Here is a 23,796-nt window from a genome sequence, read left to right on the forward strand (position 1 = left end):
GCCCGCACGCGGTGTCCCCGGTCTGTGGCAGGCTCGTCCCACCATGGCCGCCGCATCGTCCTCGACCCGCTCCGCCGCCCGACCCGCCGGGGGTCGGGGGCCGAGCGCCGCCGACGTCCTGGGGCGGGTCACCCTGGTCACCGGCAAGGAGGAGTTCCTCGGCGAGCGCACGGTCGTCGCCGTGCGCGCCGCGGTCAGGGCCCACGACCCCGAGGCCGAGCTGGCCGACTCGCCCGCCGCCGACCTCACCCTCGCCACCCTGGGGGAGATGTCGGCCGCCTCGCTGTTCTCCAGCACGCGCTGCGTCGTGGTGCGGGCGCTGGAGCACCTCCCGGAGGAGTCGGTGGCCGGCCTGCTGGCCTACGCCGCCGACCCGGTCGAGGACGTCGCGCTCGTGCTCGTGCACGGTGGCGGCGCGAAGGGGTCGGGCGTGCTGGCCAAGCTGCGCAAGCTGCCCGCGGTGACCGAGGTCAAGTCGGCCGAGCTGCGCGCCTCGGAGTACCCCTCGTTCGTGGCCGCCGAGGTGCGCTCCCACGGGGCGCGCATCGACCAGGAGGCGGCCTCGGTGCTGGTGCAGGCCGTCGGGCAGGACCTCCGCTCGCTGGCCGCCGCGGCCCACCAGCTCACCAACGACTTCCTGGGCGAGAACCTCACCGTCGAGAAGGTCAAGCAGTACTTCGGCGGCCGCGCCGAGGCCAAGTCCTTCGCTGTCGCCGACGCAGCCTTCTCCGGCCACACCCGTGCCGCGCTCGAGGAGCTGCGCTGGGCCCTCGACAACGGCGTGGCCTCGGTGCTGGTGACCTCCGCCTTCGCCGGCAGCGCCCGCGGCCTGGCCCGGCTGCGCTCGGCACGAGGTCGCGGCGAGGCCGACCTCGCGCGCGAGGTCGGTGTGCCCCCGTGGAAGCTGCGCACCCTGCGCGACCAGCTGCGCGGGTGGGACGACGACGGTCTGGCCCGCGCGATCCGGGCGGTCGCGCGCGCCGACGCCGACATCAAGGGCGCCGCCAGCGACCCGTCGTACACGCTGGAGCGGCTGGTGCTGACGATCACCGGCCTGCGCACGCAGCGCTGAGCGGGACCGCGCGGTCGGGCCGCGCAGCTGGGCCGGAGAACGACGAAGGCGCCACCCCGACCGGGGTGGCGCCTTCGTGGTGGACCGACTCAGAGAGAGGCGGTCTTCTTGGCGATGGCCGACTTGCGGTTCGCCGCCTGGTTCTTGTGGATGACGCCCTTGGAGGCGGCCTTGTCGAGCATGCGCGCAGCGTCGCGGCCGGCGGTGACGGCGGTGTCCTTGTCGCCGGCGTCGGCGGCGGAGCGGAACTTGCGGACGGCGGTCTTCAGGCCGGTCTTGACCGCCTTGTTGCGCTCGTGCGCCTTCTCGTTCTGCTTGTTGCGCTTGATCTGGGACTTGATGTTCGCCACGGATGTGCCTTCGCTTCGAGTCGACGTGTGGTGGTCTGGTGCTGCAGGTCTGCGGTGCGGTCGGCGCAGGCTGCGGCCAGACACGCGACGAGCAAGATTAACAGCGGCGCTCCTGGGCCCCCAAATCGCACCACCCGCACCTCGGGTCACACCCCCAGGCGCCGGACGGGCGAGGAGGCCAGGGAGTCGTCGAACCACTGGTCACGGGGCTCACTCCCACCCGCGCCGCTCGCTGAGCCAGTGCCAGCACACGTCGCCCTGCCACCACTGCGCCTCGCGCAGGTGGGGGGAGGTCGCGGGCACGGGGTCGCCGGCGGACTTGAGGAAGTAGCCGGTGACCAGGGCGAGCACGATGTCGACGGCCTCGGGGGCGACGCCGGCGAAGGTCGGGTGGGTGGCGAGCACGGCCTCCACGTCGAGTCCGTCGCCGCGGGGGCCGATGAGCAGCAGCAGGGAGTCGATCCACGGCGCCCCCAGCGCCGGCCAGTTCCAGTCGCAGACCAGGACGCTGCCGTCGGGGCGCACCAGCAGGTTGTCGTCGCGCACGTCGGTGTGCACCAGGGTGCTGCCGGCGGTCACCTCGCGGAAGCGCCCGGCCAGGAGCGCGGCCTCCTCGCGGTGGCGCAGGTCGGGCAGGCTGCGCCGCAGGCTGTCCCAGTACGCCGGGAAGCCGGCGAACTCGGTGGCGAAGTCGGCGGCGCCCGCGACGACGGCCGGTCCGTCCGGGGCCGCGGTCAGCGTCTGGGCGGCGCGGGCCAGGGCCGCCAGCGCGGCGTCGAGGTCGGCGGGGGTCCACGGCCGGCGGGGCGCGCGCGCCTCCACGTGCTCGATGGCCAGCACCACCCAGTCGCCGTCGTCGTGGACCCACCGCAGCCGCGGCGAGGGGGTGGCCGCGGGCAGGGCGGCCAGCGTGCGGGCCTCCGCGCGGTAGGCCTCGGCGAAGGGCCGCTGGGCCTTGACCGAGGCCGCCTTGACGAAGTGGCGGCTGCCGTCGGCGCACACCAGCACCGAGGCCATGCCGGGGGTGAAGCCGGCGCGCTGGGAGCGGGCCTCGACCACGGGGGAGCCGAGGCGCCGCTCGACCTGGGCGCGCAGCGCCGGGGGCAGGAAGGACCACTCGACGCGCCGCGCCGTGCGGCCGTGGGGGATCGTCGTGGGGTGCACGCGGCCATCCTCGGCCACCGGGCCCGTCGGCGGCGACCCACCCCGCGAGGGGAGCCGGGCGTCGTGCCGCGAGCGGAGGGTGGGGCCATGACCACCGTCGCAGAGCTGCTCGTGGAGTCCCTCGCCGACCACGGCGTCACCCAGGTCTGGGGCGTGGTCGGCGACGCGCTCAACCCTGTCACCGACGCGATCCGGCGCGAGGAGCGCCTGGAGTGGATGGGGGTGCGCCACGAGGAGGTCGCGGCCTTCGCCGCCGGGGCCCAGGCGCAGCTCACCGGGCGGCTCGGCGTCTGCATGGGCACGGTGGGCCCGGGGGCGATCCACCTGCTCAACGGGCTCTACGACGCCAAGAAGTCCGGCGCCCCGGTGCTGGCCATCTGCGGGCAGGTGCCGCGCGGCGACATGGGCAGCGACTTCTTCCAGGAGGTCGACAACGACACCCTCTTCGCCGACGTCTCGGTCTTCTGCGAGACCGTCACCAGCACCGAGCAGCTGCCCGGGCTGATCGAGCGGGCCGGCAACGCCGCCCTCCAGCACCGCGGCGTGGCCGTGCTCACGCTGCCCGGCGACGTCGGCGAGCTCGACCTGCCCTCCGGCACGCCGGTGCCGCGCCTGGTGGCCCGCCCGGCGGTCGCCACGCCGGACCCCGACGCCCTCGCCGAGGCCGCCACCGCCCTCGAGTCGGCCTCCGCGGTGACCCTGCTGGTGGGCGCCGGTGCGCGGCACGCCCGCGCGGAGGTGCTGCGACTGGCCGAGCGGCTCTCCGCGCCGATGGTGCTCTCGCTCAAGGCCAAGGAGGGGCTGGAGGAGGACAACCCCTACGAGGTCGGCCAGTCGGGCCTGCTGGGCAACCACGCCTCCGAGGTGGCCTTCTCCGGCTGCGACGTGCTGGTGCTCCTCGGCACCGACTTCCCCTACACCGGCTTCCTGCCCGAGGGGAAGACGGTCGTGCAGGTCGACCTCGACGGCGCCCGGATCGGCCGGCGGATCCCGGTGCAGCACGCCGTGGTCGGCGACGCCCGTCTCGCCATCGAGGGCCTGCTCGCTCGGCTGTCGGCCAAGCCCGACCGGTCGCACCTGGAGTCGGCGCGCTCGTCGTACGACGCCTGGCGCGAGCGGCAGCAGCGCCTGACCGACCCCGACCACGACCGACGACCGCGCGGCCTGCTGCGCCGCCGCGTCGACAACCCCGACGCGCTGATCCGCCCCGAGCTGCTGGCCGCGGCCGTGGACCGCCACGCCGCGAGCGACGCCGTCTTCACCACCGACACCGGCATGGCCACCACCTGGCTCGCGCGCTTCGTGCGCATGTCGGGCACGCGCCGGCTGCTCGGCAGCTACAACCTCGGCTCGATGGCCAACGCCATGCCGCAGGCCCTGGGTGCCCAGGGCCTCGACCGGGGCCGCCAGGTGGTGGCCTTCTGCGGTGACGGCGGCCTGTCGATGCTGATGGGCGACCTCCTCACCGCCGTCTCCCACGACCTGCCGGTCAAGCTGGTGGTCTTCGACAACGGCCGCCTGGGCATGGTCAAGCTGGAGATGGAGCAGGCGGGGCTGCCCGAGTTCGGCACCGTCCTGCACAACCCCGACTTCGCCGCGGTGGCGCGGGCCGTGGGCCTGCACGGGGTGCGGGTCACCGACCCCCACGACGTCGACGAGGCCGTGCGCGAGGCGCTGGCCCACCCCGGGCCCGTGCTCCTCGACGTGGTCACCAACCCCGACGAGGTGGCCGTGCCGCCGACGCCCACCGTCGCGCAGGGCTGGGGCTTCGCGCTGGCCAAGACCAAGGAGTTCGTCGCCGCTCCGGAGTGACCTCGCGGCACGGGTTTCGCGCCTGTGGCGGCGTTGGGGACAATGGGTGCACCATGGCACCCACCCCTCTGCCGCAGCCCGGCCAGACCGCGCCCGCGATCATCCGCAACTTCTGCATCATCGCGCACATCGACCACGGCAAGTCGACGCTGGCCGACCGGATGCTGCAGCTGACCGGCGTGGTCGACGAGCGCGCCGCCCGGGCGCAGTACCTCGACCGCATGGACATCGAGCGCGAGCGCGGCATCACGATCAAGAGCCAGGCCGTGCGCATGCCGTGGACGGTGCCGGCGGCCAACGAGCAGGGCGCCGAGGCCGGCGACTACGTGCTCAACATGATCGACACGCCGGGCCACGTCGACTTCACCTACGAGGTCTCGCGTTCCCTGGAGGCCTGCGAGGCCGCGGTCCTGCTGGTCGACGCGGCCCAGGGCATCGAGGCGCAGACGCTGGCCAACCTCTACCTCGCCATGGGCGCCGACCTGCACATCATCCCGGTGCTCAACAAGATCGACCTGCCCAGCGCCAACCCCGAGAAGTACGCCGCGGAGCTCGCCGGGCTGGTCGGCTGCGACCCCTCCGACGTGCTGCGGGTCAGCGCCAAGACCGGCGTCGGCGTGGCCGACCTGCTCAACGAGATCGTCAAGCAGACCCCGCCTCCCGTGGGCGAGGCCGACAAGCCCGCACGGGCGCTCATCTTCGACTCCGTCTACGACACCTACCGCGGCGTGGTCACCTACGTCCGCGTCATCGACGGCGAGCTCAGCCACCGCGACCGGATCAAGATGATGTCGACCGGCGCCACCCACGAGCTGCTCGAGCTCGGCGTGATCAGCCCCGAGCAGGTCAAGGCCGACAAGATCGGCGTCGGCGAGGTGGGCTACCTCATCACCGGGGTGAAGGACGTGCGCCAGTCGCGCGTCGGTGACACCGTCACCACCCAGCACCACGGCGCGACCCAGGCCCTGGGCGGCTACAAGCACCCCAACCCGATGGTCTACGCCGGTCTCTACCCCATCGACGGCGACCAGTTCGGCGACCTGCGCGAGGCGCTCGAGAAGCTCCAGCTCAACGACGCGGCCCTGACCTACGAGCCGGAGACCTCCGGCGCGCTCGGCTTCGGCTTCCGCCTGGGCTTCCTGGGCCTGCTGCACATGGAGATCACCCGCGACCGCCTCGAGCGCGAGTTCAACCTCGACCTCATCTCCACCGCCCCGAACGTGGTCTACGAGGTCGTCATGGAGGACGGCACCGAGCTGACGGTGACCAACCCCAGCGAGTACCCCGAGGGCAAGATCGCCGAGGTCCGCGAGCCGGTGGTCAACGCCACGATCCTCAGCCCCTCGGACTACATCGGCACGATCATGGAGCTGTGCCAGACCAAGCGCGGCACGCTCAAGGGCATGGACTACCTCTCCGAGGACCGTGTCGAGATGCGCTACACGCTGCCGATGGGCGAGATCGCCTTCGACTTCTTCGACCACCTCAAGTCCAAGACCAAGGGCTACGCCTCGCTCAACTACGAGCGCTCGGGCGAGCAGGCCGCCGACCTGGTGAAGGTCGACATCCTGCTCCAGGGGGAGCCGGTCGACGCCTTCTCCGCCATCGTCCACCGCGAGGCGGCCTACTCCTACGGCGTCATGCTGGCCGGCAAGCTCAAGGACCTCATCCCGCGCCAGCAGTTCGAGGTGCCGATCCAGGCCGCCATCGGCGCCCGGGTGATCGCGCGGGAGAACATCCGCGCCATCCGCAAGGACGTCCTGGCCAAGTGCTACGGCGGCGACATCACCCGCAAGCGCAAGCTGCTGGAGAAGCAGAAGGAGGGCAAGAAGCGGATGAAGATGGTCGGCCGCGTCGAGGTCCCCCAGGAGGCGTTCATCGCCGCGCTGTCCAACGGCCCGACCGTCGCCGGCGAGAAGACCGGCAAGAAGTAGGTGCGGGCCCGGTGAGGCCACGGCTGCCGGCCGAGGTCACGGCCTTCGCCGCGCGTGGGCCCGACTGGGCGGCCTTCGTCGAGCGGCTGCCGCGGCTGGTCGAGGAGCTGGCCGGTGCGTGGGAGCTCGCCGCCGACGGCGAGGCCCGCGCCGGGCACTGCTCGTGGGTGCTGCCGGTGCGCACCGACCGCGGCGCGCCGGCGGTGCTCAAGCTCGCCTTCCCCGACGAGGAGTCCGAGCACGAGGCACTGGTGCTCCAGCGCTGGGGCGGGCGCGCGAGCGTGCGGCTGCTGCGCGCCGACCCCCACCGCCGCGCGCTGCTGCTGGAGCGCCTGGAGGACCGCGACCTCACCGACGCCTGGGACGTCGAGGCCTGCGAGGTCGTCGGCGGGCTCTACGCCGCGCTCCACACGCCGGCCCCGCCGCAGCTGCGCACCCTCGCGTCGTACGTCGAGCCCTGGAGCGAGCGGCTGGCCGGGCTGCCGCGCGACGCCGGGGTGCCGCACCGCCTGGTGGAGCAGGCGGTGGCGCTGGGCCGCGACCTGCTGGGCGACCACGCGGCCGCCGGCACGACGATCCACACCGACCTGCACTACGCCAACGTGCTGGCCACCTCGCGCTCCGACGGGCCGGAGTGGCTGGCGATCGACCCGAAGCCGGTCAGCGGCGACCCGCACTACGAGGTGGCGCCGCTGCTGTGGAACCGCTGGGAGGAGGTCCTGGCCTCCGGCGACGTGCGCGACGCGGTGCGCCGCCGCTTCCACACCACCATCGACACCGCCGGTCTCGACGAGGACCGTGCCCGCGACTGGGTCGTCGTGCGCATGCTGCACCAGGCCCTGTGGTCGGTGGAGTCGGGAGCGCCCGACGCCGAGTGGCTGACCCGCTGCATCACGATCGCCAAGGCCGTGCAGGGCTGAGCCGGGTTACCCTCGGGGCAGGACACCAGCGCAAAGGGGGACGACGGTGACCGATCAGGACCAGTCGCAGGACCAGTCGCAGGACGCAGCGGGCGACGCGGGCGACGCGGGCGACGCGGGAGCGGGCCCGGCGGGTGACGTCGGGGCGCGGGCCGCGGCGCTGCGCGCGGAGCTGGCGACGCGGCGCGAGGCCAGCGGGCTGCTCGCCGAGGCCACGCGCGTGCGCGACGCGGCCGTGGCCGAGGCCGACGACCTCGTGCGCGAGGCCCAGGAGCTGGCCACCACGCTGGTGGCTGAGGCCCGCGCCGACGCCGAGCGCGAGCGCGACGCCGCGGCGGAGCGGGCCCGCAGCACGGTGGCGGAGGCGGAGGCGACGGCCACCCGGGTGAAGGAGGAGGCCGAGGCGGAGGCCGTCCGGGTGCGCGACGAGGCCGACGCCGCGCGCGCCGAGGCCCGCCGCGAGGCCCGGGCCGAGGCCCTCGCCGAGATGGCCCAGGTGCGCCAGCAGGCCGAGCGGCTCATCGCCGGGATCGACTCCGACCTGCGCGGTCTCGCCACCACCCTGGCGAGCGCCAGCACGGTGGCGCTCGCGGTGACCACCGCGGCCGCCGAGCTCGACGCCGCCGTCGGCTCCGACCTGACCGACACGACCGACACGACCGACACGGCGGACACGACCGACACGGCGGACGCACCCCAGGGCGCCGACGGCCCCTCCGGCCCGGGGGGCGAGGTCACCGCGCTGCCGGTCGTGGTCGTGGGTCCCGACGACCACGCTGCCGACGACCTCGCTGCCGACGACCTGGCCGACGACCTGGCCGACGACGGCGACGGGGAGCCCGGGTCCACCTCGGGCGCGGAGACCGCCCCCGGCCCGGTGCCCGTGGGGGAGGACGAGGCCGTGGCGCCCGAGCCCCGGCCCGAGCCGGCGACGGGCCCGTCGCAGCGGACGGCGTCGGGCGCCCGTGCCGCGGGCGGCGAGCAGGACGACCTCGACCAGGCCCTCACGGGTGCCCGCCCGCTCGGCTGGCTCTTCCGCGGCCACTGATCCGCTCGGGCGGCCGCGGCGCACGCGGCGCCCTCGGCGCCTCCAGCGCCCGGGCCGCCCGGGGCTCGCGGGCGTGGCTAGCCGCAGGTCGGTGCGACGGGGCTGGTCGAGGGGTCGAGCGGTCGCACCGTGATCGAGTCGACCACGGTGCCCTCGGGCACGCCCTGGAAGAGCTGCATCTCGATCGGGCGCACCTCGAAGGCCGTCAGGCAGGTCCACACCCCGGTGACGACCGCCACCAGCTGACCGTCGACGCCGCGCAGGATGGCCTGCACGAGGGCCTGCGGGATGTCGGCGCTGCCCACGGTGAGGTCGGCGTTGACGACGGTGCGGCTGGCGTTGAGGTCGCTGGCCAGGCCGGTGGCCGAGGCGGTGGAGCTGTCCTGGTCGGTCGCGGCGGGCTGCCAGGCGACGTCGCGGTAGTCGAGGTCGACCGCGGCGACCTCCCCGACGTCGACGCCGACGGGGAAGTAGAGCCCGTAGATCTCGCCGGGGGCCAGGTCGGTGACGGTGCAGCAGGCGTCCTGCCCGACCATGGCGCTGGCGCTCCAGGTGCCGAGGGACACGTCGTCGCGGTCGAAGGCCTCGAGGGTGACCTCGGCGGTGCGCAGCGTGCGGTCCTCCTCGTTGCGCACCAGCACCGAGAGGAGTCCGTCGGTGACGGCCCACTCGCTGGTGGTCAGCACGTCGGGCGCCTCGGCCGCGCCCGAGGCGGGGGCGTCGGCCGCGCCGGCCACCTGGGCCCGCAGGTCGGCGCAGCCGGCGAGGGCCAGCAGCAGAGCGGGCAGCAGGAGCGCCACCAGGAGGCGGGCCGGCTGGGTGCGCATGTGTTCCCCCGAATCACCGTCGACACGCGTGGACCGGCCCCCATGATGCCCTCGCGGGTGTGGCGACACACCATCCGGGGTAGCGTCGGAGCACGATCATGGCGATCGGGAGGACGTCCCGGTCGCAGTCCGGGGGGATGATGTTCGACGTCGCGCGTGCCGTGGTGGCCGCACCGACGCGCGCCCTCCCGCCCCGCGAGCGTCCTGTGGGCACGGGGGCGCTGTGGTTCGCCACGCACGCCGTGAGCCTGAAGGCCGGGCAGACCGTCGTGCTGCTGGCCCTGGCCGCGGCCCTGGTGCCGGCCGACCTCGGGGTCGTCGCCCTGGCCACGCTGGTGTCGAGCGCCGTGGCGCTCGTCAGCGGTCTCGGGGCCTCCGCCGCCCTGGTGCGCTGGGAGGGCGACGTCGACCGGGCCGCCCGCTCCGCGGTCTCCCTCGCGCTGGCCTCGGGCGCCGCGGCGACGCTCGCGGTGTGGGTCTCGGCGCCGGCGCTGGTGTCCGCGCTGGGGGCGGGGCCCGCCGCCGTGGGCCCGGTGCGCGGGCTCGTGCTGACGGCGCCGCTGGTCGCGGCGGCCATGGTCACCCTCGAGCTGATGCGCCGGCGCCTGGCCTTCGGCCGCCGGGTGCTGCCCGACGTCGCGGCCTCCCTGCTGGGGGCCGCGCTGGCGGTGTGGCTGGTCGGGCGTGGCTGGGGCGTCGGAGCGCTGGTGGCCGGCCAGGTGGTGCAGGGCGTCGCGGTGCTGCTGCTGGCCTGGTGCGTGCACCCGCCCGTGCGCCCGGGCTGGCACGCCGACGACGTGCGCGGCCTCCTGCGCTTCGGGCTCCCGTGGTCGGGGGCCCACCTGCTCGAGCTCGTCCAGGTCAACCTCGACTACGTCGTGGTCGCCCACCTGCTCGGCGCCGTGGCGCTGGGCCACTACTCGTTGGCCTTCCGGGTGGCGGCGGTGCCCTACCTCCTGGTGGCCGTGGTCCTCTCCAGCGCCGCCTTCCCCGTGCTGTGCCGCCGGCACGGCGCGGAGCTGCGGGCCACGGTGTCGGACCTCGCGCGGCTCTCGCTGGCGCTGCTCCTGCCCGTCTGCGGGCTGCTGGCCCTGCTGGCCGACCGCCTGGTGCTGCTGGGACCCGCGTGGGCACCGGCCGTGCCGGTGCTCCGGGTGCTCGCGGCCTACGCCCTCGCGGCGGGGCTGCTCCACGTGACGCTGACCGTGCTGCACGCCATGGGCCGTCCCGGCGAGGCGGTGCTCGCGCGGCTGGCCCACCTGCTGCTCCTGCTGCCGACGCTGCTCCTGCTCGCTCCCGCCGGGGTCGTGGCCGTCGCCGCGGCGCAGGTCGTCGTGGCGGCGGCCGTGCTCCTGGCGGCCCTCGCGCGCGTCGGCTTGCTCCTGGGGGAGGGCCGGACCCGATGACCCTCATGCTCCGGGAGGCGCCCAGCGCCCTGCTGTCGGTGGGGCGCCCCCGTCGGCACGACCCGTCGCGGCGGACCCGGCCGGCGTGGCTGCACACCGTCGTACCGGTCCTGCTCGCCCTCCTGGGCGGCGTGTCGGTGGGTCTCGCCCCGGGCCTGACCGGCCTGGTCGTGCTCGCCGTCGTCGTGCTGACGCTGCTGCTGGGCCAGATCGAGATCGCCGCCCTGGTGGTCGTGGCGGCGTCGGTCTTCGAGGACTACCTGGTCTTCGTCTCGCCCGCCGCCACCAAGACGCTGGCCGTGGTGGTGGTGGTCGCCTGGGCCGTGCGCCGGGCCGCGCGGCCCTTCCACCACGCACCGCGCAGCCCCGTGCTGGTGTCGGCCGGCGTGCTCGTCGTAGTGCTGCTGCTGTCGACCCTGGTCACCGGCTCCGACGGCGCCGCGGTGGCCACCCTGGGTCGGTGGGCCGGCTTCCTGGCCGTGCTGGTCGTGCTCGCCGACTGCCTGCGCGGGCGCCTGGCGCCCACCGTGCTCGCCGAGGTCTACGTCGCGTCCTGCGCCCTGGCGGCCCTCTGCGCCCTCGTGGTCTTCCCCTCTGCCGACGGCGACCGCCGGGTCGGCGGGCCGGTGGCCGACCCGAACGACTTCGCCTTCTACCTCCTCGCCGCGGTGCCGCTCGGCCTGGCCGTGCGTGCGGAGAGCCGCCGACCCCGCGCGTGGGACCTCGCCACGGTCGTGTGCGCGGTCGCCCTGGCCGGCACCTACTCCCGCGGCGCCGTGCTCGGGCTGCTTGTCGCGCTGGGCGTCGCCGTCGTGGTGCGGCTGCTGCCGTGGCGCGCCGTCGGCGCCCTGCTGGTGGTCGTGGTCACCGCGGTCGCCTTCACGGCGTCGGTCAACGCCGACCTGGTGAGGGTCAGCTTCGAGCAGAAGCAGGCGGTGGCCCAGGAGAACGTCTCCCAGCGCCTCGAGCTGTGGCAGCAGGCCGCGCGGATGACCCTCGACGCGCCGCTGCTCGGTCACGGCCCCGGGTCCTTCGCCGAGGAGCACCAGGACTACGCCGGCGACGCCGGGGCCTCCGTGGCCGACCTCGACACCGCCCACAACACCTATCTCGAGGTGGCGGCCGAGCTCGGTCTCCTCGGCCTGCTGGCCCTGCTCTCGGTGCTCGGGACCGCCTTCGCCGGCGCCTGGGCCCGCTGGCGGCGCGACCGCTCGCCGCTGGCCGCGGGGGTGTGCACCGCCCTGGTGGGCACCGGGGTGGCCGCGTCCTTCCTCAGCGAGCAGTTCTACCTCCCGCTGTGGCTGCTGGCGGCCCTCGCCGTCGCGGTGTCCGTCGGCGACCGCGCACCCGCGCGGCGACCACCGCGCGTGCGCCGCGCCCGATGAGGCACCCCGACGAGGTCCGCCCGACGAGGTCGGACGTGCCCGCCGAGCACCGGTGGCGCGGCCGGGTGGTGCACGTGCTGACCCAGCCGGGGGGCGGACCGGCCGACCACGTGTCCGCGGTGGCGGCCGCCATGGCCCGACAGGGGATCGAGGTGCACGTGGTGGGTCCGGCGTCGCCGCGCACGGAGACGGTGCGGGCGGCGGGGGCCGCCTGGCACACGGTGGCGGTGACCTCCAAGCGGGACGCCGCCGGGGCCCTGGCGCTGGCGCGGGTCGTGCGCGGCCTGCGCCCCGACGTCGTCCACCTCCACGACCGGCGGGCGGCCTGGGTGGGCCGCCTCGCCGCCCCCGCCCTGCAGGCGGGCGTGGTCCACACCGTGCACGGGGTCGCCGATGGCCTGAGCGACCAGGTGGCGGGCAACGCCCTCGTCGGCCCGCGCCGGCGGCGCGACGACCTCTACTACGTCGCCGGCGAGCGGTGGGCGACCCGGTGGTCGGCCCGGTGGACGCGCACGCGGGTGGTCACGCCCAGCCGGGCCGTCGCGGACTTCCTGGTGCACCGCGTCGGCGTGGACCCCGACCTGCTCGACGTCGTGCCCAACGGCGTCGAGGTACCGCCCGTCGGCCCCGTCGGACCCGCCGGACCCGCCCGGGCGCCGGCCCTGGTGTGGGCCGGCCGGCTGGTGCCGGCCAAGCGGCCCGGCGCTCTGCTCGACGCGGTCGAGCGGGTGTCGGGGCTGGGACCGGTGGTGATCGCGGGGGAGGGGCCGGAGCGCGACCTCCTGCTGCGCCGCGTGGCGGCGACCGGCTGGCGCGGCCCGGGCGGCGTCGAGGTGGTCGGGCAGCTGCCCGACCTCGCCCCCGCGCTGGCTGCGGCCGACGTCTACGTGTCGACCTCCGCCGCCGAGAACCAGCCGCTCGCGATGCTCCAGGCCATGGCCCACGGCCTGCCGGTGGTGGCGACCGCGGTCGGCGGGGTGCCGGAGGTCGTGCGCGACGGCGTCGAGGGCCTCCTGGTGCCGGTCGACGAACCCGACGCCCTGGGGGGCGCGCTCCGCCGGCTGCGCGACGACCCGCGGCTGCGACGGCGGCTCGGCACGGCCGCGCGCGAGAGGGTGGCGGCCGGGTGGACCCGGTCGCACTGCGTCGCGGGACTGCTGCGGACCTACGACCGGGTGACGGCGTGAGGGTGCTGGTCACGATCGCCGAGATGGGACCGGGCGGCGCGGAGACGCTGGTCGCGGAGATGGCCGCCCACCTGGCCGCCGAGGGCCACCAGGTCAGCCTGGCCAGCAGCGGCGGCTTCCGGGAGCGGGAGGTCGCCGGGATCGGCGGTGTCGAGACGCTACGCGTGCCGCTGCGACGTGACACGGCCCTCGACCGCACGCGCTCCGTCGTACGCCTCGCGGCGCACGCCCAGCGCCTGCGCCCCGACCTGGTCCACGCCCACAACGTCCGGGCCACCCTCGTCGCCCGGATGGCGACCTATCCCGCGGGTGGACCTCCGGTGCTGAGCACCGTGCACGGCCTCCCGCCGCAGAGCTACCCCCGCGCCGTCGGGGTGCTGACCCGCTGCGCCGACCACGTCGTGGCCGTCTCCGACTCCGTCGCCGACGACCTCGTGGCGGCCGGGCTCGACCCGCAGCGGCTCTCGGTCATCGAGAACGCCGTGCGGGTGGCTCCGGCGGCCCGCGCCGGCGACCGGGTCGCAGCGCGGCGCGACCTGGGGCTCCCCGAGGGGGGACCGGTGGTGCTCTGCCTGGCCCGGCTGGCCGGGCCCAAGCGCCAGGACCTGCTGGTCGAGGCCTGGGCCGAGCGCAGGGCCCAGCACGGGGACGGGCGCGCGCACGGGGAGGCGCTCGGCACCCTGCTGCTGGTCGGCGAGGGGCCGCATCGCCGAGCCCTCGAGCAGCAGGTCGCCGACGCCGGGCTCACCGCGAGCGTGCGCCTGCTCGGCGAGCGCGCCGACGTGGCGCGACTGCTGGCCGCGGCCGACGTCCTGGTGCTCCCCAGCGACCGCGAGGGCCTGCCGATGGCCGTGCTCGAGGCCATGGCGGTCGGGGTGCCCGTGGTCGCCAGCGACGTGGGCGGCCTGGCCAGCCTGGGCGATGCCGTGACGCGGGTGGCGCCGGGCTCCGCGCCCCGGCTGGCGGCCGGTCTGCACGAGGTGCTCGCCGGCGGCCGCGCGGTCACCGAGCGCACGGCGCGGGCCCGCGGGCTCGTCGACGCGCGTTTCGCCACGGCGACCATGCACGCGGCCTACCGTGACCTCTACCGCAGGCTGCTGACGGGTTTGGGTGGTGCGCTCGGGTGGTAGACATTTCAAGCGGTGGCCGCACCAGGGTGCCACCGTGCAGCACTCCGCTCGGGGGCGTGCGGGGCCGGGAAGATCTCCTGGCCACGGGTGAGGACGGTCGGGCAGGACCGACCGCGGAGAGCGTGGGCATGGAGCTGCGAGACATGGGGGCCGCACTGTGGCGCCAGCGTCTGCTGGTGGCCGTGGTGGTGGTGGTCACGGCGATCGGCGTCGCGGTGGGGGTGTGGTCCTCGACCAAGACCTACACCGCGACCGCGACGGTGTCGGCCGCCCCGGCGCCCGGAGCGCCCGCCCCGGCCGAGCTCGACGACCTGCGCGCGACCCTGGCCGAGACCGCCACGACGCCCGAGGTGCTGCGTCAGGCCGCCACGCGCGCCGGGGTCGACCGGTCGGTGGGGCAGCTGCTCGACGAGGTCGACGCGCGCTGGGTCGAGGGCACCCAGCTGATCGAGATCACCGTCGCCGACCCGTCGGCCCGCGACGCGGCGGGCCTGGCCAACGCCGCGTCCTTCACGCTGCAGCAGAGCGACCCCACCGGGGCCTTCGAGTTCACCGACGTCGACCCCGCGGTCGAGCCGGCGACCTACTCCAGCCCCGACCTCCCGCTCGCCATCGGCGTCGGCGTGCTGCTGAGCCTGGTGCTCGCGGTGGTCTCGGCCCTGGCCCGCGACCGCCGGACCTACACGGTCAAGGACGCCCACGGCGTCGAGGCGGCGCTGCGGGCCCCCGTGCTCGCCCACGTGGCCCCACCCCGGTCGCCGACCCTGCAGGCCATGTTCACCGGCACGCCGGCCGCCGACGTCTTCCGCCGCCTGCGCCTGTCGCTGGAGGCCTCGCACCGGGCGCACCCGCCGCGCCTGGTCGTCGTCACGGGGGTGACGACGGGCGACGTCAACGCCTGGCTCGGCGCCAACCTGGCCATCTCCCTGGCCTCGGCCGGGCGCCGGGTGCTGCTCCTCGACGGGCGGCTCGCGACCCCTGCCGACGAGCCCCTGCCCGAGGAGCCCGACACCCCCGGTCTCCACGACGTGCTGCGCGGCACGCCCTGGGAGCACGCGGTCAGCCCCGGCCCCGTCGACGGACTCAGCGTGCTGCCTCCCGGTCGCGCGCCCGCCTCCGACGCGGGCGCCGAGCCGGGCGACCTGCTCGAGCGGAGGTTCGGGGCGCTGGCCGAGGCCCTGACCCGCACCTTCGACGTCGTGGTGGTCATCGCCCCCTCGCTGGAGGAGCGCGACGACGCGCTCGTCATGTCCGCGGGCGGCTCGCTGCTGCTCGGGGTCGTAGAGGGCGTCATCAGTCCCGAGGCGCTGGCCGCCTACGCCGACCGGTTCGTCGTCGCCGGCGTGCGCCTGGCCGGCACCGTGCTCGTCGGGCACCGTGCCGAGGCGCTGGCGCCCTGAGCGCCGCGACCGCCCCCGTCGGGGCCACGCCGGGCCGTCCGCACGTGCTGCACGTCAGCGTGCCGACGAGCGAGGGCACGGCCGAGGTGCTGCTGGGCTACGTGCGCGAGCAGCTGGCCCGGGGCTGGCGGGTGAGCGTGGCCTGCCCCTCGGAGGGCTGGCTGGGCTACGCGGCCCGCGAGGCCGGCGCCGAGGTGGCGTGGTGGCGCGCCGGCCGTGAGCCCGGCGTCGGGACCCTGGAGGAGACCGCCCGTCTGTCCGCGCTGGTCACCAGGCTCGGTCCCGACCTGGTGCACCTGCACAGCTCGAAGGCCGGTCTGGCCGGTCGGCTCGCGGTGCGCCGGCGCGTGCCCACCGTCTTTCAGCCCCACGCCTGGTCCTTCCAGGCCGGGTCCGGCACGTCGAGCCGGCTGGCGCTGCTGTGGGAGCGCTTCGCCGTGCGGTGGACCGACCAGGTCGTGTGCGTCGGCGAGGGGGAGCGGCTCGTGGGCGAGGCGGCGGGCGTGCGCGCCGAGGTGACCGTGGTGCCCAACGGGGTCGACCTGCGCCGCTTCGGCCCGACCAGCCCCGAGGACCGGGTCGAGGCGCGGGCGCGCCTGGGCCTGCGCGAGGCCCCGACGGTCGTGTGCGTGGGGCGGCTGAGCCACCAGAAGGGCCAGGACGGGCTGCTCGACGCCTGGACGTCGGTCCTCGAGGCCGTGCCGGGTGCCCAGCTGGTGCTCGTCGGCGCCGGGCCCGACGAGGCCGACCTGCGCCGGCGTGCCAGCGGCCTCCGCGGGGTCGTCTTCGCCGGCGCCCGCGTCGACGTGCCCGACTGGCTCTCGGCGGCCGATGTCGTGACCGTGCCCTCGCGCTACGAGGGCATGGCCCTCGCGCCGCTCGAGGCGATGGCGAGCGGACGCAGCGTCGTGGCCACCGACGTCCCGGGGATCGCCGAGGGCGTGGTCGACGGCGTGGGGGCCCTCGTGCCGCCCGGCGACCCGGACGCCCTCGCCGCGGCCCTGGCCGAGCGGCTCCTCGACCCCGCGCGGGCCGACGACGAGGGGTGGGCGGGCTACGACCACGTCAGCGCCGAGCGCGACGCCGCCGAGGCCGCCCGGCGCGTGGCCCGGCTGTCGCTGGGCCTGATGGCGTCACGCAACCGGGCCTGAGCGCGGCCGGACGACCCGCCGGGGGACGGGTCAGGCGCCGCGGCGCACCGACTCGGGCGTCCCCTCGGAGCCCCGGTGCCCGGCGGGCGGACGCTGCGCGCCGTCGATGCGACGTACGACGGCCGGGTCGACGGTGACCTCGGCGGCCCGGTCGTCCCCCGTCCCGTGGTCGGCGGTCGTGGGGCCGATCGAGGCCGGCGTGGCCGCGGGCTGGGGTCGCACGAGCGTGCGTGCGGTGCGCACCACGATCTTGACGTCGCCCCACAGCGACCAGTTCTCGATGTAGTAGTTGTCGGCCCGCACCCGGTCGTCGATGGAGGTGTCGCCCCGCAGGTCGTTGACCTGCGCCCAGCCGGTCAGGCCCATCGGCACCCGGTGACGGTGGCCGTAGCCCCGGGTCTCGCGGGAGAACTGCTCGACGAAGTAGGGCCGCTCGGGGCGCGGGCCGACCAGGCTCATGTCACCGCGCAGGATGTTGACCAGCTGCGGCAGCTCGTCGAGACCGGTGCGGCGCAGGAACCGACCGACCGGGCCGATGCGGTGGTCGTTGTCGATGTTCCACGCCGTGGCGCTCTCGGAGGGGTCGGCGGGCTTCATCGAGCGGAACTTCATCAGCTCGAAGGTGCGACCGCCGCGGCCCACGCGCACCTGGCGGAAGATGACGCCCGGCCCGGTCTCGAGCCGGACCGCGAGCGCGATGCCGAGCATGAGGGGGGCGAGGGCGGCCAGGGCGGCCGCCGACAGGGTGGCGTCGAAGCACCGCTTGACGAGCAGGGCGTGGGGCCGCACCCGCCAGCGGCGCAGCCGCACGACGGCGACGTCGCGCACGACCTCGATGCGGCTGGGGCGGTCGAGGCCCATCATCTCGTAGAAGCGCGGCACCACGAAGACCTGGTGGTCCTGGCTCTGGCAGTAGCGCACCAGGGCCAGGGCCCGCTCGTCGGGCGCGTTGCCGAAGGCGAAGATGACGTCGTTGACGTCGAGGGCCCGCATCGCGTGGGGCAGGTCGCCGAGCGCGCCGAGCAGGGGCACGGGCAGGTCGAGGGCGGTCTCGACGTCGTCGTCGACGAACCCCACGGGGTGCAGCCCGAGGCTGCGGTCGGCGAGCAGGGCCGCCGCGAGGCGCCGGGCCACGCCGTCGGTGCCGACGATGACGACGGGGTGCGAGAGCACACCGCGCCGGCGCCCGGCCCGCACGAGCGCATACGCCACCCCGCGCAGCGTCGCCAGCAGGCCGAGCGTCGTGGCCGCGAAGGCCGCGACCGGGCCGAGCACCGCTCCGCCGTCGCCCACGTCGAGGCCGCTGGTGGCCAGCAGCAGGAGCGTGGCGGCGATCGCGGTCAGGCACAAGGCCGGCAGGTCCTCCAGGACCGACAGCACGAGTCGGGAGCGCTGGAGGCTGAGACCCCGGCTGACGACGGCGCCGCCGACGGCGGCGCACAGCACGGTGACGAGCGTGACGGAGTCGGCGACGACGAGGCTGGCACCCGTGACGGCCAGCAGGTCGGCGGCGATGAGCAATGGTGTGACGCTGGCCAGTCCTGGCACGACGTCGTCCATGTGAAGACGCATGTAACTGATACCCCCCGGTATGACACCACTCAACCTATCCCGGTGGGCCCGGTCCAAACCACCGGGGTGCGTGACGTGTCACACGGTGTGGCGCCGGGTGCCGGACCGCGGGCTGGCACGATGGCGACGTGGCGGTGGTGCGGTCGGTCAACGTGGGTCGTCCCCGTGCGGCGTCGTGGGCGACCACGGGGCGCACCTCCATCGACAAGACCCCGGTCGTGGGTCGGGTGCGGGCCACGGCGGCGGGGCTGGTGGGCGACGAGGTGTCGAACCGCCGCCACCACGGGGGTCCTGACAAGGCCGTCTACGCCTACGCCCGCGAGGCGATCGACGACTGGGCCGCGGAGCTGGGCCACGACCTGCCCGACGGGCAGCTGGGGGAGAACCTCACGCTGAGCGGGCTCGACGTCGACGCCTGCGAGATCGGCGAGCGCTGGGAGGTGGGGGAGGTCGTGCTGGAGGTGCGCTCGCCCCGCACCCCGTGCCGCACCCTGAGCGGCTGGATGGACCACTGCGGGCTGCCCGCCGAGGCCTGGCTGCGGCGCTTCACCGAGCGGGCCCGCCCCGGCGCCTACCTCAGGGTGCTGGGGGAGGGGACGCTGGCCGCCGGCGACGAGGTGCGGGTGCGCCACCGGCCCGGGCACGGTGTGACCGTCGCGCTGATGTTCCGGGCCGTGCACCTCGACCGGACGCTGCTGCCCCGACTGCTGGAGGTGCCCGACCTGGTGCCGGAGGCGCGGCTCGCCGCCGAGCGCTGGGTCGCCGGGGGCGCGCGTCCCGGGTAAAGCCTGGCCCGACACGGACCGCCTGGGGGGATCCGGTTACTCACGGGTCACGACGTGACGTAGGTTACGGGCACTGTCGTCGTCCACCGCAGGAGAGCGTCAATGCCCGCCACCATCGACCCCGGCTTCGTCGATCACCTCACACCCAACGTCGCCCTGCTGTTCCTCGACCGGGTGGCCACCTCGCCCGACAGCGAGGCCTACCGCTTCCCGGTCGGCGAGGCCTGGGAGTCGGTGACCTGGCGCCAGACCGGCGAGCTGGTCTCCCGGCTCGCCGCCGGCCTGCTCTCGCTGGGCATCGAGCCCGAGCAGCGCGTCGGCATCGCCTCGAGCACGCGCTACGAGTGGGTCCTGGCCGACCTCGCGATCATGCTCGCGGCCGGTGCGACCACGACGGTCTACCCCACGACCAACAGCGAGGACACGGCGTACATCCTCAGCGACGCCGAGTGCCGCGTGGTCTTCGCCGAGGACGACGAGCAGCTGGCCAAGATCGCCGAGCACCGCGGCGAGCTCCCGGCCCTCGGCACGGTCGTGACCTTCGACGGTGCCGCCGACGGCGAGGGCGTGCTCAGCATGGACCAGCTCGCCGCCCGCGGCGACGCCTACCTCGCCGAGCACCCCGACGTCATCCGGCGCACCGCCGAGGCGATCCCGGCCGACCAGCTGGCCACGCTGATCTACACCTCGGGCACGACCGGGCGCCCCAAGGGCGTGCGCCTGCTGCACCGCGGCTGGGTCTACCAGGGTGCGCTCATCAAGGAGCAGGGGATCCTCGACGAGACCGACCTGCAGTTCCTGTGGCTGCCGATGGCCCACTCCTTCGGCAAGGTGCTGCTCTCGGCCCAGCTCGCCTGCGGGTTCGCCACCGCCATCGACGGTCGCGTCGACCGCATCGTCGACAACCTCGGCGTCGTCAAGCCGACCTTCATGGGTGCGGCCCCCCGCATCTTCGAGAAGGCCCACGCCCGCATCGTCACCATGCAGGCCGCGGAGGGTGGCGCGAAGGAGAAGATCTTCACCAAGGCCTTCGAGGTCGGCACGACCGTCGACCGCCTCAAGCGCGAGGGAAAGTCGGTCCCGCTGGCGCTGCGGGTGCAGCACGGCCTCTTCGACAAGCTGGTCTACAGCAAGGTCCGCGAGCGCTTCGGCGGCCGCGTGAAGTTCTTCATCTCCGGCTCCGCCGCCCTCAACTCCGAGATCGCCGACTTCTTCCACGCCGCCGGCATCCTCATCCTCGAGGGCTACGGCCTGACGGAGAACTCCGCGGGCGCGGCGGTCAACCACCCTGACGACTACCGCATCGGCAGCGTCGGCAAGGCCATGCCCGGCAGCGAGATCCGCATCGGGGAGGGCGACGAGATCCAGATCCGCGGCCCCCACATCATGGCCGGCTACCACAACCTTCCCGAGGAGACCGCCAAGGCGTTCACCGAGGACGGCTGGCTGCGCACGGGCGACAAGGGCAGCCTCGACGCCGAGGGCTTCCTCACCATCACCGGCCGGATCAAGGACCTCTTCAAGACCTCGGGCGGCAAGTACATCGCCCCCTCGGCCATCGAGGCCAAGTTCAAGGCGCTGTGCCCCTACGCCAGCCAGTTCCTCGTGTTCGGCAACGAGCGCAACTTCGTGGTCGCCCTCATCACCCTCGACCCCGACGCGATGGCGACGTGGGCCGAGGAGAACGGGATGTCGGGCGCCTCCTACACCGACATCGTGCGCTCGGAGAAGGTCCGCGCGATGGTCGGGGGCTACGTCGACCAGCTCAACGAGCGGCTCAACCGCTGGGAGACCATCAAGAAGTGGGACCTACTCGACCACGACCTGACCATCGAGTCCGGCGAGCTGACCCCCTCGATGAAGGTCAAGCGCAACGTGGTGGAGAGCAACAACTCCGAGAGGATCGCCTCCTTCTACTCCTGAGCGCAGGCTCCCCACAGGGGGCGCACAGGCAGGACGACTCGAATGGGTGCCGGCGGGAGACCGCCGGCACCCGTTCCGTCTTCCGAGGAGAGCCATGACCCCGCACCAGCGCCACGACCACCACCATGACCACCAGGGCGACCTCGAGGACCACGACCTGGGCCTGAGCCACGACCTGCCCCGGATCGTGGAGCGCAACCGTCTCGGGCGGCGCCGCTTCCTCGCCGCGGTGGGTGGCGTGGGCGCGGCCACGGCGCTCGCGGCGTGCTCCGCCGATGCCGACTCGACGAGCGGCGCCGGTGGCGGCACCGCGGGCGGCACCCCGCCGGAGGGCGGGCCCGGCGGCGCGGCGCCCGCCGGGTCCGAGGTGGAGGTCGCCGAGGGCGAGATCCCCGAGGAGACCGCCGGTCCCTACCCCGGTGACGGGTCCAACGGCGTCAACGTGCTGACGGAGTCGGGGGTGGTGCGCTCCGACATCACCCGCAGCTTCGGCTCCGCCTCGGGCGTGGCCGAGGGGGTGCCCACGACGCTGCGCCTCAAGGTCTACGACCTCACCGGCGACGAGGCCGAGGTGCTGTCGGGGGCGGCGGTCTACGTGTGGCACTGCGACCGCGACGGGGAGTACTCGATGTACTCGGAGTCCATCGCGGAGGAGAACTACCTGCGCGGGGTCCAGGAGACCGACGAGAAGGGCTGGGTGGAGTTCACCACCATCTTCCCCGCCGCCTATTCGGGTCGCTGGCCCCACGTGCACTTCGAGGTCTACCCCAGCCTCGAGGACGCCACGAGCGCCTCCAACAAGCTGCGCACCAGCCAGCTGGCCATCCCCCAGGACGTCGCCGACGCCGTCTACGCCGAGGCCGAGGGCTACGAGCAGAGCGTCACGAACATGGCCCAGACCAGCCTCGACAGCGACAACGTCTTCTCCGACGGGTACTCGCTGCAGCTGGCGAAGGCGGCCGGGTCGGTGGCCGAGGGCTACACCCTGACCCTCAACGTCCCCATCTGAGCCCTCCGGGTCCGAGCCGCCGCCGAGCCGCCCGGGCCCCGGGTGGGAGGATGGCCAGATGCCCTCCGCCCTGCCCGACGGCGATCCCGTCCCCGCCGACGGGTCCCTGCCCGAGGCCGCCCTGGCGGGTCTGGGCCGGCGCCCGTTCGGCCTCTACGTCCACGTGCCCTTCTGCGCCGTGCGCTGCGGCTACTGCGACTTCAACACCTACACCGCCGAGGAGCTCGGCCCCGCCGGGGGCGCCCCGGGGGCCTCGCGCTCGACGTACGCCGCCGCGGCGGTGGCCGAGGTCCGGCAGGCGCGACGGGTCCTCGGCGAGGTCGACCTGCCCGTGTCGACGGTCTTCTTCGGCGGCGGCACCCCCACGCTGCTCGACCCCGACGACCTCGGGGCGGTGGTGGAGGCGGTCGCCGAGGAGTTCGGGCTGGCCCCCGACGCCGAGATCACCACCGAGTCCAACCCCGACAGCGTCGACGCCGCCGACCTGGCTCGGCTGCGCGAGCTGGGTCTCAACCGCGTCTCCTTCGGCATGCAGTCGCAGGTGGGCCACGTGCTGCGGGTGCTCGACCGCACCCACGACCCCCGCCGCGTGCCGGCGGCGGTCGCGTGGGCCCGCGAGGCCGGCTTCGAGCAGGTCAGCCTCGACCTGATCTACGGCACCCCCGGGGAGAGCCTGGAGGACTGGGCCACCTCGGTCGACGCGGCCCTGGCCTGCGAGCCCGACCACGTCTCGGCGTACTCGCTCATCGTCGAGGACGGCACCGCCCTGGCCCGCCGGGTGCGCCGCGGCGAGCTGCCGATGCCCGACGAGGACGACCTGGCCGACAAGTACGCCCTCGTCGACGAGCGGCTGGTCGCGGCCGGGCTGGGGTGGTACGAGGTGTCGAACTGGGCCCGGGGCATGCCGGCCAGCGGAGCCCACCGCTGCCGCCACAACGAGCTCTACTGGACCGGGGCCGACTGGTGGGGCGTCGGTCCCGGCGCCCACTCCCACGTGGGGGGCGTGCGGTGGTGGAACGTCAAGCACCCCGTCGCCTACGCCGAGCGGATCGGCGCCGGGCTGAGCCCGGCGCACGCGCGCGAGGTGCTCTCACCGGAGGACCGTCGCGTCGAGCGGGTGCTGCTGGAGCTGCGGCTGCGCGAGGGCCTCCCGCTCGACGTCCTCGATGACGCCGGCGCCGCCGCCGTGCCGGGGCTGCGCTCGCGGGGCCTCGTGCGGGTCGAGGGTGACCGGGTCGTGCTCGAGGACGCGGCGCGCCTCGTCGCCGACGGCGTGGTGCGCGACCTGCTCAGCTGACCATGCGGATGGTCAGCGGGTAGCGGTAGAGCTCGCCGCGCGCCGAGCGCACCGAGCCGATGACGGTGAACACCAGCCAGACCAGCCCCACCACCGGCAGCAGCAGGAAGCCCACCAGCGCCAGGGCGAGCACGAGCGACACGACGCCGTAGATGAGGATGGAGAGCTGGAAGTTGAGGCTCTCGACCGACTGCTGCCGCACGTAGGGCGAGGTGCCGCCCTTGAGGAGCAGCACGAGCAGCGGGCCGAGGAACGACAGGGCCACGAAGGCCGCGACGAGGGCCGACCAGTGCGCCGCGCCGCCCCAGGTGCGCTCGTCGGGGGTCAGGCCGTCGGGCCCCGGGGTCTGGCCGTAGGGGGTCTGGCCGTAGGGCTGCTGGCCGTAGGGCGGTTGGCCGAAGGGCGGCTGGGACATGGGGCCTCC

20 protein-coding genes are annotated in these 23,796 nt (G+C 74.9%); 15 read left to right on the forward strand and 5 right to left on the reverse strand.

The window, feature by feature from the left end; translation table 11 throughout:
- Nucleotides 1-43 precede the first annotated feature (43 nt).
- A complete protein-coding gene (gene holA, locus ASF47_RS11955) occupies nt 44-1,072 on the forward strand; it encodes a DNA polymerase III subunit delta (protein ID WP_056864183.1) in 1,029 nt (342 codons plus the stop codon).
- Between the two features lie 89 nt (nt 1,073-1,161).
- On the opposite strand, the gene rpsT is transcribed toward holA, so the two are convergent.
- The gene (gene rpsT / locus ASF47_RS11960) at nt 1,162-1,422 is read right to left on the reverse strand and encodes a 30S ribosomal protein S20 (RefSeq protein ID WP_056864184.1); all 261 of its coding nucleotides are present in this window, start codon (nt 1,420-1,422) and stop codon (nt 1,162-1,164) included.
- A gap of 210 nt (nt 1,423-1,632) precedes the next feature.
- Nucleotides 1,633-2,586 (reverse strand): phosphotransferase, encoded by a 954-nt coding sequence (locus ASF47_RS11965; RefSeq protein ID WP_056864185.1) that lies wholly within the window; start codon nt 2,584-2,586, stop codon nt 1,633-1,635.
- An 87-nt stretch (nt 2,587-2,673) separates the two neighbouring features.
- On the opposite strand from ASF47_RS11965, the gene ASF47_RS11970 reads away from it, so the two are divergent.
- From ASF47_RS11970 to ASF47_RS11985, 4 genes are read left to right on the forward strand one after another with little or no spacing between them, the layout of a single operon-like run.
- A complete protein-coding gene (locus ASF47_RS11970; RefSeq protein ID WP_056864186.1) occupies nt 2,674-4,398 on the forward strand; it encodes a thiamine pyrophosphate-dependent enzyme in 1,725 nt (574 codons plus the stop codon).
- A gap of 53 nt (nt 4,399-4,451) precedes the next feature.
- Nucleotides 4,452-6,332, forward strand: coding sequence for a translation elongation factor 4 (lepA, locus tag ASF47_RS11975; protein WP_056864187.1), 1,881 nt, complete (start codon nt 4,452-4,454; stop codon nt 6,330-6,332).
- A gap of 11 nt (nt 6,333-6,343) precedes the next feature.
- Nucleotides 6,344-7,252, forward strand: coding sequence for an aminoglycoside phosphotransferase family protein (locus tag ASF47_RS11980; RefSeq protein WP_056864188.1), 909 nt, complete (start codon nt 6,344-6,346; stop codon nt 7,250-7,252).
- A 46-nt stretch (nt 7,253-7,298) separates the two neighbouring features.
- Nucleotides 7,299-8,300: a hypothetical protein gene (locus ASF47_RS11985; RefSeq protein ID WP_056864189.1), complete on the forward strand. Its 1,002-nt coding sequence runs from the start codon at nt 7,299-7,301 to the stop codon at nt 8,298-8,300.
- A gap of 77 nt (nt 8,301-8,377) precedes the next feature.
- On the opposite strand, the gene ASF47_RS11990 is transcribed toward ASF47_RS11985, so the two are convergent.
- Nucleotides 8,378-9,127 carry a hypothetical protein gene (locus tag ASF47_RS11990; RefSeq protein WP_056864190.1) on the reverse strand — a complete coding sequence of 250 codons (750 nt, stop codon included), beginning with the start codon at nt 9,125-9,127 and terminating at the stop codon, nt 8,378-8,380.
- A 137-nt stretch (nt 9,128-9,264) separates the two neighbouring features.
- Between ASF47_RS11990 and ASF47_RS11995 the strand changes: the two genes are divergently transcribed.
- The 6 genes from ASF47_RS11995 (at nt 9,265) to ASF47_RS12020 (ending at nt 16,786) form a co-directional block, all read left to right on the forward strand.
- Nucleotides 9,265-10,533 (forward strand): oligosaccharide flippase family protein, encoded by a 1,269-nt coding sequence (locus ASF47_RS11995; protein WP_056864191.1) that lies wholly within the window; start codon nt 9,265-9,267, stop codon nt 10,531-10,533.
- Nucleotides 10,530-11,918: an O-antigen ligase family protein gene (locus ASF47_RS12000; RefSeq protein WP_056864192.1), complete on the forward strand. Its 1,389-nt coding sequence runs from the start codon at nt 10,530-10,532 to the stop codon at nt 11,916-11,918. Before ASF47_RS11995 ends, ASF47_RS12000 begins: the two co-directional genes overlap by 4 nt.
- Nucleotides 11,919-11,953: 35 nt before the next feature.
- Nucleotides 11,954-13,105 carry a glycosyltransferase family 4 protein gene (locus ASF47_RS12005; RefSeq protein ID WP_056864193.1) on the forward strand — a complete coding sequence of 384 codons (1,152 nt, stop codon included), beginning with the start codon at nt 11,954-11,956 and terminating at the stop codon, nt 13,103-13,105.
- A complete protein-coding gene (locus ASF47_RS12010) occupies nt 13,102-14,235 on the forward strand; it encodes a glycosyltransferase (RefSeq protein ID WP_156697868.1) in 1,134 nt (377 codons plus the stop codon). Before ASF47_RS12005 ends, ASF47_RS12010 begins: the two co-directional genes overlap by 4 nt.
- A 128-nt stretch (nt 14,236-14,363) precedes the next feature.
- The gene (locus tag ASF47_RS12015) at nt 14,364-15,635 is read left to right on the forward strand and encodes a hypothetical protein (RefSeq protein ID WP_056864195.1); all 1,272 of its coding nucleotides are present in this window, start codon (nt 14,364-14,366) and stop codon (nt 15,633-15,635) included.
- Between the two features lie 44 nt (nt 15,636-15,679).
- Nucleotides 15,680-16,786, forward strand: a complete 1,107-nt coding sequence (locus ASF47_RS12020) for a glycosyltransferase (protein WP_200919048.1) — start codon at nt 15,680-15,682, stop codon at nt 16,784-16,786.
- 30 nt (nt 16,787-16,816) lie between these two features.
- Here the strand turns inward: ASF47_RS12020 and ASF47_RS12025 are convergent, their stop codons facing one another.
- Entirely contained in the window at nt 16,817-18,346 is a 1,530-nt protein-coding gene (locus ASF47_RS12025; protein WP_162242274.1) for a sugar transferase, read from the reverse strand.
- 140 nt (nt 18,347-18,486) lie between these two features.
- On the opposite strand from ASF47_RS12025, the gene ASF47_RS12030 reads away from it, so the two are divergent.
- The 4 genes from ASF47_RS12030 (at nt 18,487) to hemW (ending at nt 23,372) form a co-directional block, all read left to right on the forward strand.
- Nucleotides 18,487-19,143, forward strand: a complete 657-nt coding sequence (locus ASF47_RS12030) for an MOSC domain-containing protein (RefSeq protein ID WP_200919050.1) — start codon at nt 18,487-18,489, stop codon at nt 19,141-19,143.
- Between the two features lie 102 nt (nt 19,144-19,245).
- Entirely contained in the window at nt 19,246-21,066 is a 1,821-nt protein-coding gene (locus tag ASF47_RS12035) for an AMP-dependent synthetase/ligase (RefSeq protein ID WP_056864197.1), read from the forward strand.
- Between the two features lie 94 nt (nt 21,067-21,160).
- Nucleotides 21,161-22,075 carry a dioxygenase family protein gene (locus ASF47_RS12040; RefSeq protein WP_056864198.1) on the forward strand — a complete coding sequence of 305 codons (915 nt, stop codon included), beginning with the start codon at nt 21,161-21,163 and terminating at the stop codon, nt 22,073-22,075.
- Between the two features lie 58 nt (nt 22,076-22,133).
- Nucleotides 22,134-23,372, forward strand: a complete 1,239-nt coding sequence (hemW, locus tag ASF47_RS12045; protein ID WP_056864199.1) for a radical SAM family heme chaperone HemW — start codon at nt 22,134-22,136, stop codon at nt 23,370-23,372.
- On the opposite strand, the gene ASF47_RS12050 is transcribed toward hemW, so the two are convergent.
- The gene (locus tag ASF47_RS12050) at nt 23,365-23,787 is read right to left on the reverse strand and encodes a DUF4870 domain-containing protein (protein WP_082500244.1); all 423 of its coding nucleotides are present in this window, start codon (nt 23,785-23,787) and stop codon (nt 23,365-23,367) included. The genes hemW and ASF47_RS12050 overlap by 8 nt on opposite strands.
- Nucleotides 23,788-23,796 lie beyond the last annotated feature (9 nt).

This window comes from Nocardioides sp. Leaf285, assembly GCF_001422955.1.
Lineage (GTDB): Bacteria > Actinomycetota > Actinomycetes > Propionibacteriales > Nocardioidaceae > Nocardioides > Nocardioides kribbensis.

Bases quoted from the DNA above. Each gene is read 5' to 3' on its own strand.
- ASF47_RS12025 (WP_162242274.1), bottom strand. From the start codon at position 18,346: ATGGACGACGTCGTGCCAGGACTGGCCAGCGTCACACCATTGCTCATC.
- ASF47_RS11995 (WP_056864191.1), top strand. From the start codon at position 9,265: ATGATGTTCGACGTCGCGCGTGCCGTGGTGGCCGCACCGACGCGCGCC.
- ASF47_RS12000 (WP_056864192.1), top strand. From the start codon at position 10,530: ATGACCCTCATGCTCCGGGAGGCGCCCAGCGCCCTGCTGTCGGTGGGG.
- hemW (WP_056864199.1), top strand. From the start codon at position 22,134: ATGCCCTCCGCCCTGCCCGACGGCGATCCCGTCCCCGCCGACGGGTCC.
- holA (WP_056864183.1), top strand. From the start codon at position 44: ATGGCCGCCGCATCGTCCTCGACCCGCTCCGCCGCCCGACCCGCCGGG.
- ASF47_RS12040 (WP_056864198.1), top strand. From the start codon at position 21,161: ATGACCCCGCACCAGCGCCACGACCACCACCATGACCACCAGGGCGAC.
- ASF47_RS12015 (WP_056864195.1), top strand. From the start codon at position 14,364: ATGGAGCTGCGAGACATGGGGGCCGCACTGTGGCGCCAGCGTCTGCTG.
- ASF47_RS11970 (WP_056864186.1), top strand. From the start codon at position 2,674: ATGACCACCGTCGCAGAGCTGCTCGTGGAGTCCCTCGCCGACCACGGC.
- ASF47_RS11990 (WP_056864190.1), bottom strand. From the start codon at position 9,127: ATGCGCACCCAGCCGGCCCGCCTCCTGGTGGCGCTCCTGCTGCCCGCT.
- ASF47_RS12035 (WP_056864197.1), top strand. From the start codon at position 19,246: ATGCCCGCCACCATCGACCCCGGCTTCGTCGATCACCTCACACCCAAC.
- lepA (WP_056864187.1), top strand. From the start codon at position 4,452: ATGGCACCCACCCCTCTGCCGCAGCCCGGCCAGACCGCGCCCGCGATC.
- ASF47_RS12050 (WP_082500244.1), bottom strand. From the start codon at position 23,787: ATGTCCCAGCCGCCCTTCGGCCAACCGCCCTACGGCCAGCAGCCCTAC.